Consider the following 19,544-nt stretch of genomic DNA (forward strand, 5'->3'; position numbering starts at 1 on the left):
GGCGGGACCGCTGGACGAAAAATTCTGCGCATCACGAACAAGGAGAAGCTGATGATCGATCCCGCATTTGAGGCAGCCGTAGCGGCAGCCCGGAAAAGCCTGCGTGAGGGCGGCATTCCGATTGGAGCGGCGTTGGCGCGCAATGGGCAAGTGGTGGCGTCGGGTCACAATGAGCGGGTTCAGCGCGGGGACCCGATCGCGCATGGTGAAATGTCAGCGCTGCGGGCCGCCGGCCGGCAAAAAAGCTACCGTGATACGGTGCTGTATTCCACGCTTGCACCGTGCGCCATGTGTACCGGCACCATCCTGCAGTTCAAGATTCCACGCGTGGTTGTGGGTGAGGCCCGGACATTTCCGGGGGAGTTCGAGCTGCTGCGCTCCCGCGGGGTGGAGGTAGTGGTTCTGGACGATGAGCGCTGCATCGACATGATGCGAAGCTTCCAACGCGACCATGCGGAACTTTGGGCCGAGGACATCGCTGACTAAAGCCGAGCCGATGGTGGCGTTTTACCCCGGACGACGACGACGGCGGCGGCGTGCGGGTCCGCCCAGTCGCCGGGTGGACCCGCACGTCCCTTGGATGCAGCGATCTATTTCAACCAGCCGTCCACGACGCTGCCGTTCGCATCAACCCACTTCTTGGCGGCGGCGTCGGGTTTCATGCCGCCTTGAATATCCTTGGCCACCGAGTTCTGGTCCTCGTTGGTCCAGTTGAAGGCGGTGGCCAGTTTCGCCGCCGGCGAGCCGCTGTCGGCGAGCTTCTTGGAGATGACCTTGTTCAGCTTGTACTCCGGGTAGTCGCACGCGACCTTCTCCGGGTCGGCGTCGCAACCGGGAGTCCATGCCGGGAGTTCTACTTTGACCAATGGAACTTCTGAGAGGAACCACTGAGGGTCGTAGAAATAACCCAGCAGCGGCGTCTTGTTCGCTTCGGCTGTCCGGAACGACTGGATGAGCGCGGCTTCGGAGCCGGAGAAGACCACTTTGTAGTCCAGATTGAGGTTCTTCACCAGCGCTTCGTCGTTGGTCACGAAGGCCGGGTCGCCGTCGAGCACCTGCCCCTTGCCCGCAGACTCGGACGTTTTGAACAGGTCCGCGTACTTGTTCAGGTTTTTGCCGTCCGTGATATCGGGATACTTTGCTGCCATCCACGGTGGTACGTACCAGCCGATGTGGCCCACGTTGCCGGTGGGACCGGCGTCGACGGCGACTTTCTGATCCGTGATGTACTGTTTCGTCAGATCGTCATGGCCCCAGTTTTCAATTATGACGTCCACCTGGCCGGAGGCGAATCCCTGCCAGGAGATCTGCTCGTTCAGGTTCTTTTCCACCACGGTACAGCCAAGCTTGTTGGTGGCCACGTAGTTGTACACCGCGGCATCGGCGGTGTATCCAACCCAGGCGTTCAACGCGACGTTGACCGTCCCGCAGTCGGTTTTGGCCGCGGCGCCGGGTGCCGACTGGTTTACGGCTGCGCCGCCGCAGCCGGTGAGCAGCATGAGTGCCCCGACGGTCGCGGCGGCGGCGGGGAGACTGCGTTTTAGGAGCCCTGCGGTTCTGGACATAATTCTCTCTCTTTAGGGTGGGGGCGGTACTGGTCGGAATGCCATCGGTGAAACTGAGGTCGCAATGCCGAAGTCGTCATGCTGAGGTCGGCATGCTGGGGTCAGGTCTTTCGGGCACCCGGCTTCCTGCCGGGCGTTGCGGCGGCTGCCTGGGTGATGCGGTCCAGCAGAATACCGAGGAAGACAATGGCCAGTCCCGCTGCCAGGCCCTTCCCGAAGACCGAGCTCTGGACGAAGCCAGCGACCACGTCATAGCCCAGACCGCCGGCGCCGACCAGGGCGCCAATGACCACCATCGCCAGGACATACATCAACCCTTGGTTGGCGGCCAGGGCGAGCGTTTTCCGGGCCATCGGAAGCTGGACCTTGCTGATGACCTGCCACGGGGTGGAGCCGCTGGAAACGGCCGCCTCCACCACCGTGGGCGAAATGGCGGCGATGCCGTCCGCGGTGATCTTGATGGCCACCGGAGCGGCGTAAATGATGGCGGCCACAATGGCGGTGAAGCGGGTGGCCCCGAACAGTCCGAGGAAGGGAACCAGATAAACAAACGCCGGCATGGTCTGGCCGGCGTCGAGCATCGGCCGCATGGCCGCATCTATCCGGCTTGAGCGTCCCATCGCCACGCCGAAGACCACGCCCAGCAGCATCACAATCACGGTCGCCAGCAGGGTGCTGGCCAGCGTCACCATGGCGTCGTTCCATAGCCCCAGAGAGACGATCACGGCCAGGCAAAAGGTGGTCACCGCTGCCAGCTTCCAGCCGCCAATGGCGTAGGCGGCAATGGCAATCACGACCACCAGAAGATAAAACGGTGTCTCGGTCAGCAGCGATTGGAACGGGTTCAGGATGCCAACCGTCACCGATTCGCGGAAGGAGTGGGTCAGGAAGTACAGATTCGCCTGCAGCCAGCCGCTGGCCGCGGTGACGCCGTCACTGATGGCCGCGCCAAAGTTCAGCCGTGCAGGGAAGACAGCGGCCCACAGGATGGTGCGGGAGACCTGCACGATTCCGAAGGTCAGCAGCAGCGTGCCCGCGAGGACGACGTACCTGGCGCGCCCGGAAAGCCTTCTGGCCCGTCGGGCACCGGGCTCTGCCCGTTGGCTGGCCGCCGTGGTGACGCGATCCAGGACGATGGCCATCAAAACGATGGCCAGGCCGGCGTTGACGGCCGTGCCCACGTCCAGGGACTGTAGGGCGACGACGACGACCTGACCCAGTCCCGGGGCGGCGATCAGAGCCGCGATGGTGACCATGGACAGTGCAGCCATCGTGCTTTGGTTGATGCCCATCACAATGGTCCTGCGTGCCATCGGCAGCTGTACGGTGTGCAGCCGCTGCCAACCGGTGGTGCCCAGCGAATCGGATGCCTCCCTGGTGTTGTCGGGAATGCTGCGGATGCCGTGGGACGTCAGCCGGATGACCGGCGGGGCGGCATAGATTACGGTGGCGATTACGGCGGACGCGGGTCCGATCAGAAAGATCAGCGCCAGCGGAGCCAGGTACACAAACGTGGGCATCGTCTGCATAAAGTCCAGCACCGGCGTGACGACCTTCTGCACCCGGTTGCTGGTCCCGGCCAGCACCCCCAATGGAATGCCTACGATCAGTGTCAACAGCACGGCCGTGAGCACCAGGGCAAAGGTATAGGCCGCATCGACAAACAGTCCCTGTATCCCGAAGAACGTGAAGACGACGGCGGTCAGCAGCGCGACCCTGATGTTGCCGACGGCGAACGCGATCCAGGTCAGCACGGCAACGGTCCCCAGCCAGCCCAGGACCGGGATGACTTCGCCGGTGGGGCTGGCCGCAAAGACGGCCATGAAGAAGCCGGCGACCAGTCCTACGGCGCTGCGCAGGGGCGTGAGGATGTACATGAAAACGGGATTCCCGTCGCGGTTCTCCGCGATCCAGCCGTTGAAGCGGTTAAGGCTCCGGTGCAGGTCAGTCAGTTCCGAGGCCGGCAGGGCCAGCGTGCCGGTTCCCCGCAGCAACAAGAAGCCGAGCAGCCACAGGACAGCGGCCGCCAGCAGCAGCCAGGTCCGGCGGCTGACCCGGCGGCCGGCCACCGGGCTACGGGCGGGCCTGGCTGCTGCCGGGCGGTCCTGCAGTAGCGTAGCCATCAGACGACTGCTTCTTTGCTGGCTGCTTCTTTGCCGGCTGCTTCCTTACCGGGTACTTCCTTATTGGGGACAGTCTCATTGTCGCGGCCGCCCGCGGCGGGGAAGGCAGCGCCGTTGTTGCCGGAAGTAGGGCCGCCGGAAATATGGTGGCCGGAATTCCGGCCGTCGGACGTATGGCTACCGGAGCCGTGGATAACCGACAGGATGGAGTCGCGGTCTATCTGGCCGAGGATTGTTCCGTCGCCGTTGGACACCAGCACCGGAGAGATGGTGCTCATCACCACGGGAATGGCATCTCTGATCAACGTCCCTGCAGCCAGCACGGGACCATCAAGGGCCGTGCTGGACGCTACCGTTTTGGTGATCCATTTGAGCGTCAGGACGTCGGCCCGTGGTACCTCGGAGACGAAGTCAGCGATGTAGCTGTCTGCCGGGGAACCCACCAGTTGGTCACCGGAGCCCATCTGGACCATCTCGCCGTCGCGCATTATCAGGATGCGGTCTCCGAGCTTGAGGGCCTCGGACAGGTCGTGGGTGACGAAGACCATGGTCTTGCCCATCTCCTTGTGCAACCGGATCACCTCGGCCTGCATATCGCGGCGGATCAGCGGATCCAGGGCCGAAAAGGGTTCGTCGAAGAGGATGGTATCCGGGTCTCCGGCCAGCGCCCGTCCCAGTCCGACGCGCTGCTGCATGCCACCGGAAAGCTGGTCGGGATAGTGCTGCTCGTAGCCCGTGAGCCCCACAAGGTCAATGATCTCCTGGGACTTCGTGTACCGCTCGTTTTTGGCCGTACCCCGGATCTGCAGGCCGTAGGAGACGTTGTCCAGGACCGTACGGTGCGGGAGCAGGCCGAAATGCTGGAACACCATGGAGATCTTGCGCCGGCGCAGCTCGCGCAGCTCCGAGGTGCCGGCCTGAAGTACATCCCGGCCGTCCACGAGTACCTGCCCCGATGTTGGTTCGATCAGCCGGGTGAGGCATCGGATCAGAGTTGACTTCCCCGACCCGGAAAGCCCCATCACCACGAACACCTCGCCCTTGGCGACGTCGAAATTCATGTTCCGCACGGCCGTCACGCAGCCGGTGCTTTCGAGCAGCTCGGCGGAGCTTTGTCCGGACAGCCCGGCATTACCGGGAACCTTTTCACCCCCGGAACCGAAGACTTTCCAGAGATTGCGGACCGAAATAACGGGGCTGTTCATCGCTATGCTCCTGCCGTCGATGGGTCGAACCAATAACCGGGGACCGGATCGATGTTTTGCCAGATGTGTTTTGTTTCGCGGTACTCCGCGAGGCCGGCCACGCCCAGTTCCCGTCCGTTCCCCGATTGGCCGAAGCCGCCCCATTCCGCCTGTGGAACGTAGGGGTGATAATCGTTGATCCATACCGTTCCGTGCCGCAGCGCGATCGCCACCCGCTGGGCGCGGGCGCCATCCTGCGTCCAGACCGCGCCGGCGAGCCCGTAGATGGTGTCATTGGCCAGGCAAACAGCCTGCTGCTCGGTGCTGAAGGTCTCCACCGTCAGTACCGGGCCAAAGGACTCCTCCTGCACCACCCGCATGGTGCTGTGGCAGCCATCGAGAATGGTCGGCGGGTAGTAGCTTCCGCCGGCCAGGTCCGGTTCGTCCGGAATGAATCCGCCGCAGAGCAGCCGGGCGCCTTCGGCCAAGCCGTCCTGAACATAGGCATGCACCTTGGCCCGATGCGCGGTGGAGATCAGCGGGCCGGTCTGGGCGTTGTCATCAAACGGACCGCCGAGGCGGATCAGCCGTGCCCGCCGGGTGAGCTCGGCAACAAAGTCGGCGTGGATCGATTCTTCGATGATGAGCCGCGCACCGGCGGAGCAGACCTGGCCCGAGTGCAGGAAAACGGCCGTCAGAGCGTAGTCGACGGCGGCCTCCAGATCGGCGTCGCCGAACACAATATTCGGGTTTTTGCCGCCGAGCTCGAGCGCCACGCGCTTGACCGTGGCAGCCGCGGCTGCCATCAGGAGTTTGCCCGTTGCCAGCCCGCCGGTGAACGAGATCATATCCACCCGCGGATCGGTGCCCAGCACGGCGCCAACGACAGGTCCGGAGCCGGTCACCAGATTGGCCACACCGGCAGGAACTCCTGCCTCAGCAAGTGTCTCCATCAGCAGGATTGCGGTCGACGGCGTCAGCTCACTGGGTTTGAGCACGAACGTGTTTCCCGCCAGTAGGGCCGGGGCCACCTTCCAAGATGTCTGCAGTAGTGGATAGTTCCAGGGTGTAATCAGGCCGCAGACACCAATGGGGGCATGAACAATCCGGCTGATGGCCCCGGGACGGCCCGTGTCGATCACGCGGCCGGCGTCCGTGCCGGCGATACCGCCGTAGTGCCGGAAGCAGGAAATCACATCGTCGATGTCGTATTCGGCCTCGGCATACCGCTTTCCGGTATCCAGAGCCTCCGCCCTGGCATAGACAGACTTGTCGCGCTCGAGCAGATCTGCGGTACGCATCAGAATCCGTCCGCGTTCCTTTTCGGAGGTCGCCGGCCAGCCGCCGTCATCAAAGCTGTGCCGTGCGCTGGCGATGGCTGCTTCGGCGTCGGCCGTGCTGCCCTCAGCCACGGTGGCGACGGCGGTGCCATCCGCGGGGCAGCTGATGAGCCGGGTGTCGCCGCCAACGGATGGCAGCCACGCTCCGCCGGCATAGACGCCGCGGGCCAGCTGGGTCCCGAGGTCCATTGCCGGGGCCGCACTCATGATGTCGTCCCGCCGCGGGTGGCAGCAGTTTCGATCATTGCTGGGTCAACCGTTGCTGATTCAACCGTTGCTGATTCCACGGGTGCCGTTGCGGGCCGGGATCCGTCGTGGCGGTAGAACGCTGCCGCCTGGGCCGGCAGCGGGGGCTTGTCGAGGATCAGGTCAGCCGCCTTCTCTGCGAGCATCATGACGGGTGCATAAATATTGCCGTTGGTCACATACGGCATCGCGGATGCATCCACTACCCGCAGGCCGCCGGTACCATGCACCCGCATGGTCAGCGGATCCACGACCGCCATCGGATCGGATGCCGGTCCCATCTTGGCGGTGCAGGACGGATGCAGGGCGGTCTCGGCGTCACGCGCCACCCACTGAAGAATCTCGTCGTCGGACTGCACCTTTGGTCCGGGGGAGAGTTCTCCGCCGTCGAACGCTGCCATTGCTGCCTGGCCCAGAATGTCCCGGGAAATGCGTACGGCTTCGACCCACTCGCGCCTGTCCTGGGCGGTTGAGAGGTAGTTGAACTTCAGTGACGGATGGCGGCGGGGATCCGTGGATTGGATTTTTACGCTGCCGCGGGAATCTGAGTACATCGGACCGATATGGACCTGGTAGCCGTGTTTGGCAGCGGCTTTCTGCCCGTCGTAGCGCACCGCGACGGGCAGAAAGTGGAACATCAGATTCGGGTAAACGGCGTCCTCATTGGAACGGACAAAGCCGCCGCCCTCAAAGTGGTTGGTCGCGGCCGGTCCGCTGCGGCGCAGCAGCCACTGCAGGCCAATGAACGGGTAGCGCCACAGACTCAGGCTCGGCTGTTGGGACACGGGCTGGGTGCAGGCATGCTGGATGTAGACCTCCAAATGGTCCTGCAGGTTTTCGCCCACGCCGGGGAGGTCCGCCACTGACGCGATGCCCAGCTGCCGCAGCTGCACCGCGTCGCCCACGCCGGAAAGCTGCAGCAGCGCGGGGGTGTTGATGGCACCGCCGCACAGGATGATCTCCGCTCCGTGCACGGTGTGCCGCCGCCCGTTCCTGCGGTAGCTTACCGACGTGGCCACAGTGCCGGTGAAGTTGATTTTCGTGACGAAGGCCCGGGTGAGCACGCTGAGGTTGGTGCGGCGGCGGTGGGGGCGAAGATAGGCCCGCGATGCGGAGAGCCGCTGGCCTTTGTGCACATTGCGGTCAAAGGGACCGAAGCCTTCCTGCCGGTACCCGTTGACATCATCGGTCCGGGGGTAGCCGGCCTGCCCGGCCGCTCGGAAGAAGGCCTGGAACAACGGGTTCCGGGCCGGCCCGCGTTCGAGCACCAGCGGCCCGTGGTGCCCGCGCAGTTCGTCATCCCCGGCCGACGCCAGCGCATTCTCCATCTTCTTGAAATAGGGCAGACAATGCGCGTAATTCCAGCTCTCCATGCCTGGATCCGCCCCCCAGCGCTCGTAGTCCAGAGGATTGCCGCGCTGGAAGATCATGCCGTTGATGGAGCTCGACCCGCCCAGCACCTTACCCCGCGCATGGGCGACCCTCCGGCCGGCCATCTGCGGTTCCGGGTCCGATTGGTAGCGCCAGTCATAGAACCGGTTTCCGCTGGGGAAGGTAAGCGCCGCCGGCATTTGGATGAACAGATCCCAGGGGTAGTCACTGCGCCCGGCCTCCAGGACCAGAACTGTATGGGTACCATCGGCGCTCAGCCGGTCCGCAAGCACCGAACCGGCACTGCCGCCGCCGACAATCACATAGTCATAGCTCACACCGTCATACTTCACAGCATTGTCTTTGGCGCTGTCGTCTCCAGCCCTGTCGTCTCCAGCCCTGTCGTCTCCAGCCCTGTCGTTCTTCGCACTGTCGTCCATAACACTGTCGTAGCTCTTGTCCGTCATGTTGCGGGTCTCCTCGTACGGGGATGGAAAAAATCCGGCCGGATGTGGTGTGTGGAAGCGGCCGCCGGACCGGCCGTGTCAGCCGCGGAGGCGTTCCATCCCCGGGTCCACCAAAGGTTCGGCGGTGACCGTGGCCCGGATCCGGCGGCCGAAGTATTCGATATCGACCCCGTCCCCGACGGCGGTCGCAGCGGGCAGCCACGCATAGGCAATCGGTTTCCCGATGGAGTAGCCGTAGGCGGCACTGGTGACATACCCGGCGGCCTCGCCGTGGACATACACCGGCTCCTTGCCCAGCACGATCGACGTGCCGTCGTCGACGGTCAGGCAGCGCAATTCCCGGGCTGCGGGGTTTTCCCGGCGCCGCGCCAGCGCCGCCGAGCCGGCAAAATCGACGGCCTTGCCGCCGTCGTCCTCACCGGTTTTGGCCTTGCTGACGGAGAAGCCAAGACCCGCTTGGTACGGATCGTGCTCGGGCGTGACGTCGGTGCCCCAGAGCCGGTAGCCCTTTTCCAGCCGCAGACTGTTGAAGGCTCCACGGCCGGCGGCGATGATGCCGTGTTCCTGCCCGGCAGCGAAGAGCAGGTCCCAGAGCCGGAGCCCGTTTTCCGCCGTCGTGTAGAGCTCCCAGCCCAGCTCGCCGACGTAGGAGAGCCGCATCGCGGTGACCGGGACGCCGCCGATGCGAACGTGTTTGGTGCGGAAATAACGCAGCGCGTCGTTGCTGAAGTCGTCCGTGCTGACCTTCGCCATCACCGCCCGGGCCAGCGGTCCCCACAGCCCGATGCAGCACGTGGAGCCGGTGCTGTCCCGGACCTGGACCCACTGGGCCACGTCCGCGGCGGTCTGTTTCCGCGCCTCGACGGTGAAGTAGTCCAGGTCGATGTTGCCGTTCACGCCGATCTGGAAGGTCTCCTCGTCCAGCCTGGCGATCGTGATGTCGCTGCGGATGCCGCCGTCGCCGGCCAGCAGCAGACAGTAGGTCACAGCTCCCGGTTTCTTGGCGATCTGGCCGGTGCTCAGCCGCTGCAGCAGAGCCAGCGCCCCGGGGCCCGAAATGACCAGGCGTTTGAGCGGGGTCATGTCGTAAAGGGCGACGGCGGTGCGCGTCTTCCACGCTTCGGCGGCGGAGATGGGGGAGGAGAATTGGGCGGCCCACGGTTCGCGCTCGGGCGGCTGCCATTCGGGCGGCAGTTCGTTGAGCAGACGGGCGTTGGCCTCGAACCAGTGCGGACGCTCCCAGCCTGCGGATTCGAGGAAGAAGGCCCCGAGCGCCTTTTGCCGGACGTTGAACGGGCTCACCCTCAGTTCCCGTGGGGAGACCCGGGGCTGCAACGGGTGCAGGATGTCGTAGATCTCCACGAAGTTCTGCTGCGAGGTTTCACTGACATAGCTCTCGGCCGTCTGCACTTCCTCGAAACGCGAGACCTCGCATTCGTGCAGCGGGGTACGGGACTGGCCTTCGACAAGCAGTTCCGCCACGGCCCGAGCCACACCTGCCGAGTGGGTGACCCACACGGCCTCGGCCAGGTAGAAGCCCTCCAGCTCCGGAGATTCACCCACCAGCGGACCGCCGTCTGGAGTGAAGGAGAAGATGCCGTTGAAGCCGTCCTCGATGGCGGCGTCGCGCAGGGCCGGCAGCAGCGCCTGGCTGTCCCGCCAGGAGGGCAGGAAATCCGCTTCCGTGAACTCCAGCCGGGAGGGCATGCGGTGTTCATTCATCTCGGCCGGGCCGACGCGGGGGAGCTGGTCCAGATCCGCCGGCATGGGACGGTGGGCGTAGGAACCGATGCCGATCCGGTCGCCGTGTTCGCGGTAATAGAGGTCCTTGTCCTGGTACCGCAGAATCGGCAGCTGTGCGCCGTCGGGCAGCTCGTTCCTGCCGGCCAGCGCCGGCAGCGCCGTCGTCGTGACGTATTGGTGGGCCAGCGGCAGCAGCGGCACGGCCATGCCGACCATGGCCCCGATCTTCGGCCCCCAAAAGCCGGCGCAGGACACCACGATGTCGGCGGGAATCACCGCGTCCGGGGTGCGGACTCCGGTGACCTTGCCACCGCGCTGCTCAATGGCAAGGACCGGTGTTGAACCAACGAAGGTGACCCCGGCAGCGGCGGACCGCTCGATCAGCAGACGGACGGCCCGCGCCGAGGAGGCCAGCCCGTCGGAGGGCACATAGAGCCCGCCCAGGACCTGGTCCCGGCCAAGAAGCGGATAGTGTTTTTCGCATTCGTCCGCATCGATGACGCGCGCCTCGATGCCCCAGGAGGTCGCATAGCCAAGTTTGCGGTGCAGCTCGGCCAGCCGGGCCCCGGTGGTTGCCAGCTCAAGACCGCCCACCTGGTTGAAGCAGGAAACGCCGTCCGCGCGCAGCGAAAGCAGCTTCTCCACGGTGTAGCCGGCAAATTCGCTCATAGTCTTGGACGCGTTCGTCTGGAACACCAGTCCCGGCGCGTGCGATGAGGAGCCGCCTGCCAGGTGCAGGGGACCCTGTTCGACGACGGTCGTATTGGTCCAGCCGCGGCTGGCCAGCTCATCGGCCAGGTTTGCTCCGACAATACCGGCGCCGATAATCACAACGCGGGGTGATGTGGTCATTGAATAGTCTCCAAGTGGCTTAGGCAGCGGAAGGGCAGGAACTGGGGCACGCGCGCCGGCGCGGAAGTGCTCTGACCGGCTAGCGGAAGACAACGGTGCGGGTTTTGTTGAGCAGCACGCGGTGCGAGGTATGCCATTCCACCGCGCGGGACAGTGCCAGGGCTTCGGCGTCGCGGCCGACGGCGACCATTGATTCCGGATCCAGGCAGTGGTCCACCCGGATGACTTCCTGTTCGATGATCGGGCCCTCGTCAAGGTCCGCGGTTACATAGTGTGCCGTTGCGCCTACCAGCTTCACCCCGCGTTCATAGGCCTGATGGTACGGTTTGGCTCCCTTGAATCCCGGTAGGAATGAGTGGTGGATATTGATTGCCCGGCCCGCCAGCTCCCCGCAGAGCCGGTCCGAGAGGACCTGCATGTATCGCGCCAGGATCACCAGATCGATCCGGTAATCCGCAATGACTTCCAGCAGCCGGTGCTCTGCGGCGGACTTCGTCTGCGCCGCCACGGGAATATGGATGAAGGGCAGGCCTGCCGCCTCGGCCATCGGGCGCAAGTCCTCGTGGTTGGAAACGACCGCCACGATGTCCGCGCTCAGGCAGCCGGAGCGCCAGCGGTAGATCAGGTCGTTGAGGCAGTGCCCGAATTTTGAGACCATGATCAGCAGCCGCTCTCTGCGCCCATCGCTGATCTGGTACGTCATGGAGAACTTTTCCGCGGTCGGTGCGAACCGTTGGGTGAGGTCCGACGCGGTCAGGGCCGACGCCGACATCCCGAAGCCGGGCATCTCCGGGTTGGCATTGTTCCCCTGCAGCGCCTCATAACGGAAGGCTGTGCGCAGGAACAGAGTGCCGGAAACATGGTCATCCAGCTGCTGGTGTTCGACGATGTCGAAACCACCCTCGGCCAGGAAACTCGTCACGGCATGGACGATGCCCGGCCGCTCCGGACAGCTCAGGGTCAGAACGTGGATCGGGGAGCCGATCGGGGAGTCAACGGCCGCCCCGGACTCTACCGGTGCTTCCTGCATCAGGACCTGCGCTCTAGCCATGATTAACTCCCAAAATACGTTCGCGATATACGTTCCGGACGGGCAAAGGGCTGCTGGAGGGCGGGCGAGGGCATCAGCCGTGGCCCTGGAGGGTCAATCCCGGCGGCAGGTTTGGTACCTCACCGGACTCGGCGACCATGATGTTCCCGTCGATCACCGACACGGCATGAACACGGACAGGCAGCTTGGCCGGAGGAGCGTCTGCGGCGCCGGTGCGCAGATTGAAGCGGGAGGCGTGCAGCGGACACTCGACCTCGCAGCCTTCCACCCAGCCGTCCGCCAGCGAAGCATCCTGATGCGTGCACGTGTCATCGATGGCAAAAAGCTCTCCATCCTCCGTGTGGAAGACGGCAATCGGCGGGGTCGTCTCCAGCCGCAGGGCATCGCCGGGGGCAAGAGCGCTGAGTGGACATGCGGTGTGCATGGGCGAACCTCTGTTCCTAAGGAATTCTTTGAGCCATCCGTGCAAACCATCCCTACAGGTCATCTCTGCCAGGGTGGGCCGTTTCGCACTCTGCAACTTAACTCGCATTACGGAACATCGTGATTCATCTCACACGGCTTGTCAAGGGGTCGGGCCATCGGAAAGGGACCCCTTGACAATGCATAGTCCAACGCGCATTCTGTTTCACATGGCGACGTTGGTTGCGCAGGACGCAATATCGGCCTTTTCCGGCATTTTCATCCTTTAAGGAGGGACGGCACATGACCACCATCGCAGTTGTGGGAGCCTCGCTGGCGGGCATCTCCTCTGCGCGGGCCCTCCGTGCGCAGGGATACCGCGGCCGCCTGGTGATCATCGGCGACGAAGGCAGGCGGCCCTATGATCGGCCGCCGCTGTCCAAGGACTTTCTCGCCGGGAGGATCACCGCCGCCGACCTGGCGCTGGAATCGGACGATGAAGAGCTGGAGGCCGAATGGCTGCTTGGCGTCGCGGCAACCGGGCTGGACACGCGGCGACACGTAATCACCTGCAGTGACGGCCGTACAGTCGCCTACGACTCAGCCATTATTGCCACCGGCTCACGGGCACGAATACTGCCGGCTGCGGCGGGATTCGGGAACGTCCACACCCTGCGGACCCTTGAGGATGCGCAGCGCCTGAAGGAGCAGCTTGTTCCGGGGTGCCGCCTCGTGGTGATCGGTGCCGGTTTTGTCGGAGCCGAGGTCGCGGCCACAGCCAGAAGCATCGGCGCGGACGTCACCCTGATTGGCTCGGGGCCGGCCCCGCTTAGCGGCCCCCTTGGAGCGCGAATGGGTGCCCTGATCGGCGGCCTGCACGAGGTCAACGGCGTCAGGCTCATCAGCGGCACCCGGATCGAATCCCTTGTTGCGGACGGCGGAAATGGTGGGCACGCCGGAACGGCCAGCGCAGTACGGCTGTCCGACGGGAGCACGGTGCCGGCCGACGTCGTCGTGCTGGGCTTGGGCGGAATTCCGAATGTTGAATGGCTCGCCGGCTCCGGGCTGGATCTGGCCGACGGCGTCCGGTGCGACTCCGCGGGCCGGACCGGTGCCCTCGGCGTGTCGGCGGTGGGTGACTGCGCCGCCTGGTTTGACAGCAGATCGGGCAGCTATCAGCGTGCCGAACATTGGACCGGCGCGTTGGAGCGGCCTGGCCGCGCCGTGGCTGCTCTGCTGGCGGACGCCGCCGCGCCTGCTGGTGCACCGACCGGCGCTGGTACTGGCGCGCTGGAGCTGCCGTACTTCTGGTCCGACCAATACGGCGCGAGGCTCCAGTTCGCCGGCACCGCGGACGGCGCCGACAGCGTGGAAATTGAAGCAGGTGACCCTGCCGATCACACCTTCCTGGCCGTCTACTACCGCGCCGGGGAAGCGGTCGCCGTTTTGGGCGTGAATCAGCCCCGGCTGTTCACCAGGTGGCGTAGGTCGCTCAACGGTAGTACCTCGAAGGAATGCGCGCCCGTCCCGAGGGAAACCGGAGCGACGTCGCTGAGCCCGGCCTGCTGAACGTCCGCCCCTGATGCTGCCTGCCCCTGCTGTTGTCCGCCCCGCTGTTGAGGAGTATAAGAATGACCTCCGAAGTAATTTCTCCGTCCCTGATCCCGACCCTGCCGGGGCACACATATGTCGATGAGGATATTTTCCGTGCTGAACAGGAAGAGATCTTCGAGAAGATGTGGTTTTGCGCGGTGCTGTCCGCTGACCTGACGAAGCCGGGATCGTACAAAACGGTGCAGGTAGGCCGCGAAAGCGTGCTGATCAACCGCACTCGCAAGGGTGAGGTGCGGGCGTTCTTCAACATCTGCCGGCACCGCGGCGTGAAGTTGTGCATGGAGGAAGCCGGTGTTGTCGGCCGGGCCTTCCAATGCCCGTACCATGCCTGGACGTATGACTTCGAGGGCAAGCTCATTGCCGCGCCGAACCTGACAAAGATGCCGGACATCGACCGGCAGGAATACGGCCTGGTGAAGATCGCGGTGCGCGAATACATGGGCTATGTCTGGGTTTGCCTGGCGGACGAACCACCATCGTTCGAAGCAGACGTGATCGGCGCCATCGAGGAGCGGCTGGGTGACCTGCGCGCCATTGAGGGGTACGACATCGCGCATCTTAGCCTTGGCCGGCGCATTAGGTACGATGTGAAAGCCAACTGGAAGCTCATCATCGAGAACTTCATGGAGTGCTACCACTGCGCCACAATCCACCCGGAGCTCACCGAGGTCCTGCCGGAGTTCGCCGACGGCCTTGCGGCCCAGTTCTTCGTCGGACATGGCGCCGAATTCGGCGAAGACATCAAGGGCTTTACCGTGGACGGTTCCGAAGGCCTGGAGCGGATTACCGGGATCGACGACGAGCAGGACCGCCGCTACTACGCCATCACGATCAAGCCCACGGTTTTCGTCAATCTGGTGCCGGATCACGTCATCATCCACCGGATGTTCCCGATGGCTGCGGACCACACCATTGTCGAATGTGATTGGCTTTACCTGCCCAGTGTGGTGGACTCCGGCAAAGATCTCACCGCTTCCGTCGAGCTCTTCGACCGGGTCAACCGGCAGGACTTTGACGCCTGCGAGCGCTGCCAACCGTCCATGGGATCACGCATCTACGCCAAGGGCGGCGTTCTGGTGCCCAGCGAGCATCACATTGCGGTCTTCCATGACTGGGTGACGAGCAGGATCAGCGCCGCCGGTAGCCCAGCTTCTCACTGACCTGCTCCCCGGTCTGCTTGAGCTCCTCAAGCAGACCGGGTATTGCTTTGGGGTCGAACCGAAAGGCCGGCCCGGAGATGCTGATGGCCGCGATCGTAACGCCGCGATGGTCGCGTACCGGTACAGCGACGGCATTGAGCCCTATCTCCAGCTCCGAATAGGAGGTGGCAAACCCGTTTGCCGCGGCGGCGATGAGCTGCTTTTCCAGTGCTGGACGGGACGTTACCGTACTCTCGGTGAGGGCCGGCTGGCCGGATTCCTTCAGGATTTGCCCACGTTCCGCGGTGTCCAGGGACGCCAGCAGGATCTTGCCGCTGGAGGTCGCATGGACCGGTGTCAGGCTGCCCATCCAGTCGGAGGTGGCCAGTGCGGACGGGCCCATTGCCTGATCGACATTGACGGCAAAATTCGAGCGCAGTACCGCCAGATTCACTGTTTCCTGGAATTTATCAGCCAGCGCGTGCAGGAAGGGGCGGGCCTCGGCAGCCACGTTCAGACGTCCGGGGATGGAACTGGCCAGGCGCAGGATGCCGAAGCCGAGCTGATATTTGCCGCGTTCGTGGTCCTGCTGGGCCATGTCCCGGGCATCCAGGGCGCTCAGGAGACGGGAAGCCGTCGATTTGTGGACCCCCATTTCGTCCGCAATTTCACTGACCCCGGCACCGCCGGTGCGAGCCAGGATCTCCAGTACGGTGATGGCGCGGTCCACAGACTGCACCCCGCCCCGGGAGGAGGAACTTTCCGGATCGGTCAAACCTGCGGGTAAGGCATCGGGGGATCTGTCGGCAACCATACCTTCATGCTCCCAGACTTGCCGGCGGGGATGAGACGCGCCCGGCCTCGGCGAAGCCCCGCCTGCGCGGCCATGATGGCCGCGCCCGGCACCGGGGCGAGCTGCGGAACGCCGGTTCATTCTGCGTAATGTTCAGACCTTGGTTTTCGCACCCGTACTTCCTGCGCACAGTTGCGGCCTAACTTTGCGTAGCTTTCACCGCGGAGGCTTAGAGAACGCTGCGGATGGTCTTTTCAAAACTTGTCACGTGCTCCAGCGCCAATTCGGCTGCCAAGGTGGCGTCGCCGTCGGCGATTGATTCCAGCAGCCGGATGTGTTCGGTGATGTGGCCGCTGACCGAGGGGACCTTGTCCAGCACCAGGCACCAGATCCGGGTGGCCAGATTGTCGTATCGGATCAGGGCATCCTCCAGATGCGGGTTGGCGGCCGCCTTGTAGATCAGCCGATGCACGGTGAGGTCATACCGCATCAGCTCGCGCTGGTCCCGCGATTGAGCATCCAAGGTGCCGATGGTGGCTGCCACGGCGAGCAGTTCGGCGCGCAGTGCAGGGGTGGCGCGCAGTGCGGCGCGGCGGGCAGCGAGCGGCTCGAGCAGCTGCCGGATTTCGGAGACGTCAGCCAGTTCCGTGATATCGACGATGGTCGCAAATGTGCCGCGGCGGGGGTAGGAGACCACCAGGTGGTCAATTTCAAGTTTCTTCAGCGCCTCACGGACCGGCGTGCGGCCCACCTGCAGTTCGGCGGCCAGTTGCCCGTCATTGAGCGGCTCACCCGGCCTGATCTCCAGCATGATCAGCTTGTCGCGGATCCTCCGGTAAGCGGACTCCGCCAGGGACAGTTCTTCGGTTTCCGTTTCGGCTTCGGCGGGCGGCAATTGCGGCAGGGCGTTCACATCGGTTCCTGACTGTGCTCTAGGTTCGCGGTGACATCCGGGGAGGTTCCGGGTGGTGCTATTGACTATTTGTGAGATTGATCATAGCATTCAAACAACACTGATATATCAGTAAACCCGAATCTAACATTTCACTGAACATTTCACCGAATGGCTTTACTTCAAAGGAGACACCGATGGCAGACCTGCTCACCGACCCATTGTCCGAAGTCGACGCAGAGGTCGACGAGGCCATTTCCCACGAGCTGCTCCGACAGCAGTCCACTCTGGAGATGATCGCTTCCGAGAACTTTGCTCCGGCGGCAGTCATGGCCGCGCAAGGATCGGTACTGACGAATAAGTACGCCGAGGGGTATCCCGGAAAGCGCTACTACGGCGGCTGTGAGCACGTGGACGTCATCGAACAGCTGGCCATTGACCGGGTCAAGGCCCTCTTTGGTGCCGAAGCCGCCAATGTCCAGCCGCATTCCGGCGCGCAGGCCAATGCGGCCGCAATGGCCGCGCTGCTGACGCCGGGCGACACCATCATGGGTCTGGATCTGGCCCATGGCGGCCACCTTACGCACGGGATGCGGCTCAATTTCTCCGGAAAGCTCTATAACGTGGTTCCCTATCATGTGCGCAAGACGGACCTGTTGGTGGACATGGCAGAGGTGGAGGCGCTGGCGCTCGAGCACCGTCCGCAGCTGATAGTGGCCGGCTGGTCCGCGTACTCCCGCCAGCTGGATTTTGCCGAATTCCGCCGGATTGCCGATCTGGTAGGTGCCTACCTGATGGTCGACATGGCCCATTTTGCCGGGCTGGTGGCCGCGGGCCTGCACCCGAATCCGGTACCTTACGCTGACGTAGTCACGACGACGACGCACAAAACCCTGGGTGGGCCCCGGGGAGGTGTGATCCTTAGCAAGCAGACCCTGGCCAAGAAGATCAACAGCGCCGTTTTCCCCGGTCAGCAGGGCGGACCGCTGGAGCACGTAATTGCAGCCAAGGCGGTGGCCTTCAAGCTCGCCGCGGGCGCGGAATTTGCGGACCGCCAGCGGCGTACGCTGGCGGGCGCTGCGATTCTGGCCGAGCGTTTACTGGCCGACGACGTCGCGGCCGCCGGAATCTCCGTGGTCACCGGTGGCACGGATGTCCATTTGGTCCTGGTGGATCTGCGGCACTCCGAGCTGGACGGGCAGCAGGGGGAAGACCGTCTGCATCGGATCGGCATCACGGTTAACCGAAACGCCGTCCCCTTCGACCCGCGACCGCCGATGATTTCCTCCGGGCTGCGGATCGGCACCCCTGCACTGGCAACCCGCGGGTTCGGCGCTGCCGACTTCACCGAGGTGGCGGACATAATCGCCGCAGCGCTGCTCCCCGACTTCGGGGCCGACGACGAAGCCGCACTGAGCGCCCGCGTGGGTGCACTGGCTGAGAAGTACCCGCTTTACCCCCACCTTCAGAGTGGCGGCGGCTCGTCCGCCGCCGAATCCACAGCAGATCTGATCGGAGCCGGAGCATGACAACCGAACATCTCCCCGAACACCCGGACTTCCTCTGGCGCAACCCGGACCCCAAAAAGTCCTATGACGCCGTCATCGTCGGCGGCGGCGGCCATGGCCTGGCCACCGCGTACTTTCTGGCCAAAAACCACGGCATGACAAATATCGCCGTGTTGGAAAAGGGCTGGCTGGCCGGCGGGAACATGGCCCGTAACACCACGATCATCCGGTCGAATTATCTTTGGGATGAAAGTGCCGCCATCTATGAGCACTCGCTGAAGTTGTGGGAAATTCTGCCGGAGGAGCTGGAGTACGACTTTCTCTTTAGCCAGCGCGGTGTGATGAACCTGGCCCATACCCTCGGTGATGTCCGCGAAAGCATGCGCCGGGTCGGTGCCAATAAACTCAACGGCGTCGATGCGGAATGGCTGGACCCAAAGCAGGTCAAGGAGCTGTGCCCGATCCTGAACGTCAGCGACAACATCCGCTACCCGGTCATGGGGGCCACCTACCAGCCGCGGGCGGGCATCGCCAAGCACGACCACGTGGCCTGGGCCTTTGCGCGCAAATGCGACGAAATGGGTGTAGACATCATCCAGAACTGCGAAGTCACCGGCTTCCTCAAGGATGGCAATAAGGTTGTCGGTGTTAAGACCAACCGGGGCACGATCAACACCGAAAAGGTGGGGTTGTGCGCGGCAGGGCACAGCTCGGTACTGGCTGAAATGGCCGGCTTCCGGCTGCCGATCCAATCGCACCCTCTGCAGGCGCTGGTCTCGGAACTGCACGAGCAGGTACACCCCACGGTGGTCATGTCCAACCATGTCCACGTCTACGTTTCCCAGGCGCATAAAGGGGAACTGGTGATGGGAGCCGGGGTGGATTCCTACAACGGGTACGGCCAGCGCGGATCCTTCCACGTGATTGAGGAACAGATGGCTGCCGCCGTCGAACTTTTCCCGATTTTTGCGCGTGCCCACGTACTGCGCACCTGGGGCGGCATCGTCGACACCACTCTGGACGCCTCGCCCATAGTCGGGCTTTCCCCGGTGGAGAACATGTACGTGAACTGCGGGTGGGGGACCGGCGGATTCAAGGGAACCCCGGCGGCCGGACTGACCTTTGCGCACACCATCGCCACCGGCGCTCCGCATGCTTTGAATAAGCCGTTCTCACTGGAACGTTTCGAGACCGGCGCCCTGATCGACGAACACGGCGCCGCCGCCGTGGCCCACTAGAGGAAGTAAGGAGCCA

General features: G+C 64.1%; 15 protein-coding genes. 5 read left to right on the top strand and 10 right to left on the bottom strand.

Features of this window, described 5'->3' with window-relative positions; translation table 11 throughout:
* Nucleotides 1-51 precede the first annotated feature (51 nt).
* Nucleotides 52-486, top strand: a complete 435-nt coding sequence (locus IV500_RS09945; protein WP_196396652.1) for a nucleoside deaminase — start codon at nt 52-54, stop codon at nt 484-486.
* 104 nt (nt 487-590) lie between these two features.
* On the opposite strand, the gene IV500_RS09950 is transcribed toward IV500_RS09945, so the two are convergent.
* The 8 genes from IV500_RS09950 to IV500_RS09985 all read right to left on the bottom strand — a co-directional run bounded on the left by IV500_RS09950 (nt 591) and on the right by IV500_RS09985 (nt 12,366).
* The gene (locus IV500_RS09950; RefSeq protein WP_196396653.1) at nt 591-1,565 is read right to left on the bottom strand and encodes an ABC transporter substrate-binding protein; all 975 of its coding nucleotides are present in this window, start codon (nt 1,563-1,565) and stop codon (nt 591-593) included.
* A gap of 101 nt (nt 1,566-1,666) precedes the next feature.
* Nucleotides 1,667-3,688, bottom strand: a complete 2,022-nt coding sequence (locus IV500_RS09955) for an ABC transporter permease (protein ID WP_196396654.1) — start codon at nt 3,686-3,688, stop codon at nt 1,667-1,669.
* Nucleotides 3,688-4,893, bottom strand: a complete 1,206-nt coding sequence (locus tag IV500_RS09960) for a quaternary amine ABC transporter ATP-binding protein (protein WP_196396655.1) — start codon at nt 4,891-4,893, stop codon at nt 3,688-3,690. The genes IV500_RS09955 and IV500_RS09960 overlap by 1 nt, the downstream gene beginning before the upstream one ends.
* 2 nt (nt 4,894-4,895) lie before the next feature.
* Entirely contained in the window at nt 4,896-6,419 is a 1,524-nt protein-coding gene (locus IV500_RS09965; protein ID WP_230854779.1) for an aldehyde dehydrogenase family protein, read from the bottom strand.
* Complete coding sequence (gene betA, locus IV500_RS09970; protein WP_230854780.1) at nt 6,416-8,296, bottom strand: choline dehydrogenase; 1,881 nt, start codon at nt 8,294-8,296, stop codon at nt 6,416-6,418. The genes IV500_RS09965 and betA overlap by 4 nt, the downstream gene beginning before the upstream one ends.
* A 78-nt stretch (nt 8,297-8,374) precedes the next feature.
* Nucleotides 8,375-10,891, bottom strand: a complete 2,517-nt coding sequence (locus IV500_RS09975) for a GcvT family protein (RefSeq protein ID WP_196396656.1) — start codon at nt 10,889-10,891, stop codon at nt 8,375-8,377.
* Between the two features lie 79 nt (nt 10,892-10,970).
* Nucleotides 10,971-11,942 (bottom strand): formyltetrahydrofolate deformylase, encoded by a 972-nt coding sequence (gene purU / locus IV500_RS09980; protein ID WP_196396657.1) that lies wholly within the window; start codon nt 11,940-11,942, stop codon nt 10,971-10,973.
* A gap of 73 nt (nt 11,943-12,015) precedes the next feature.
* On the bottom strand, nt 12,016-12,366 hold the full coding sequence (locus IV500_RS09985) for a bifunctional 3-phenylpropionate/cinnamic acid dioxygenase ferredoxin subunit (protein ID WP_196396658.1): 351 nt from the start codon (nt 12,364-12,366) through the stop codon (nt 12,016-12,018).
* A gap of 281 nt (nt 12,367-12,647) precedes the next feature.
* Between IV500_RS09985 and IV500_RS09990 the strand changes: the two genes are divergently transcribed.
* Nucleotides 12,648-13,913 (top strand): NAD(P)/FAD-dependent oxidoreductase, encoded by a 1,266-nt coding sequence (locus IV500_RS09990; RefSeq protein ID WP_196396659.1) that lies wholly within the window; start codon nt 12,648-12,650, stop codon nt 13,911-13,913.
* Between the two features lie 62 nt (nt 13,914-13,975).
* A complete protein-coding gene (locus IV500_RS09995) occupies nt 13,976-15,118 on the top strand; it encodes an aromatic ring-hydroxylating oxygenase subunit alpha (RefSeq protein WP_196396660.1) in 1,143 nt (380 codons plus the stop codon).
* On the opposite strand, the gene IV500_RS10000 is transcribed toward IV500_RS09995, so the two are convergent.
* Both IV500_RS10000 and IV500_RS10005 read right to left on the bottom strand, forming a co-directional pair.
* The gene (locus IV500_RS10000; protein ID WP_196396661.1) at nt 15,087-15,911 is read right to left on the bottom strand and encodes an IclR family transcriptional regulator; all 825 of its coding nucleotides are present in this window, start codon (nt 15,909-15,911) and stop codon (nt 15,087-15,089) included. The genes IV500_RS09995 and IV500_RS10000 overlap by 32 nt on opposite strands.
* Nucleotides 15,912-16,119: 208 nt before the next feature.
* Nucleotides 16,120-16,803, bottom strand: coding sequence for a GntR family transcriptional regulator (locus IV500_RS10005; protein WP_196396662.1), 684 nt, complete (start codon nt 16,801-16,803; stop codon nt 16,120-16,122).
* Between the two features lie 176 nt (nt 16,804-16,979).
* On the opposite strand from IV500_RS10005, the gene glyA reads away from it, so the two are divergent.
* Both glyA and IV500_RS10015 read left to right on the top strand, forming a co-directional pair.
* Entirely contained in the window at nt 16,980-18,311 is a 1,332-nt protein-coding gene (gene glyA, locus IV500_RS10010) for a serine hydroxymethyltransferase (protein WP_196396663.1), read from the top strand.
* Nucleotides 18,308-19,528 (top strand): sarcosine oxidase subunit beta family protein, encoded by a 1,221-nt coding sequence (locus tag IV500_RS10015; RefSeq protein ID WP_196396664.1) that lies wholly within the window; start codon nt 18,308-18,310, stop codon nt 19,526-19,528. Before glyA ends, IV500_RS10015 begins: the two co-directional genes overlap by 4 nt.
* The last annotated feature ends 16 nt before the right edge of the window (nt 19,529-19,544 follow it).

The organism is Arthrobacter terrae (assembly GCF_015708085.1).
Classification (GTDB): domain Bacteria; phylum Actinomycetota; class Actinomycetes; order Actinomycetales; family Micrococcaceae; genus Arthrobacter_M; species Arthrobacter_M terrae.

Bases quoted from the DNA above. Each gene is read 5' to 3' on its own strand.
- IV500_RS09945 (WP_196396652.1), top strand. From the start codon at position 52: ATGATCGATCCCGCATTTGAGGCAGCCGTAGCGGCAGCCCGGAAAAGC.
- IV500_RS09950 (WP_196396653.1), bottom strand. From the start codon at position 1,565: ATGTCCAGAACCGCAGGGCTCCTAAAACGCAGTCTCCCCGCCGCCGCC.
- IV500_RS09955 (WP_196396654.1), bottom strand. From the start codon at position 3,688: ATGGCTACGCTACTGCAGGACCGCCCGGCAGCAGCCAGGCCCGCCCGT.
- IV500_RS09960 (WP_196396655.1), bottom strand. From the start codon at position 4,893: ATGAACAGCCCCGTTATTTCGGTCCGCAATCTCTGGAAAGTCTTCGGT.
- IV500_RS09965 (WP_230854779.1), bottom strand. From the start codon at position 6,419: ATGAGTGCGGCCCCGGCAATGGACCTCGGGACCCAGCTGGCCCGCGGC.
- betA (WP_230854780.1), bottom strand. From the start codon at position 8,296: ATGACGGACAAGAGCTACGACAGTGTTATGGACGACAGTGCGAAGAAC.
- IV500_RS09975 (WP_196396656.1), bottom strand. From the start codon at position 10,891: ATGACCACATCACCCCGCGTTGTGATTATCGGCGCCGGTATTGTCGGA.
- purU (WP_196396657.1), bottom strand. From the start codon at position 11,942: ATGGCTAGAGCGCAGGTCCTGATGCAGGAAGCACCGGTAGAGTCCGGG.
- IV500_RS09985 (WP_196396658.1), bottom strand. From the start codon at position 12,366: ATGCACACCGCATGTCCACTCAGCGCTCTTGCCCCCGGCGATGCCCTG.
- IV500_RS09990 (WP_196396659.1), top strand. From the start codon at position 12,648: ATGACCACCATCGCAGTTGTGGGAGCCTCGCTGGCGGGCATCTCCTCT.
- IV500_RS09995 (WP_196396660.1), top strand. From the start codon at position 13,976: ATGACCTCCGAAGTAATTTCTCCGTCCCTGATCCCGACCCTGCCGGGG.
- IV500_RS10000 (WP_196396661.1), bottom strand. From the start codon at position 15,911: ATGGTTGCCGACAGATCCCCCGATGCCTTACCCGCAGGTTTGACCGAT.
- glyA (WP_196396663.1), top strand. From the start codon at position 16,980: ATGGCAGACCTGCTCACCGACCCATTGTCCGAAGTCGACGCAGAGGTC.
- IV500_RS10015 (WP_196396664.1), top strand. From the start codon at position 18,308: ATGACAACCGAACATCTCCCCGAACACCCGGACTTCCTCTGGCGCAAC.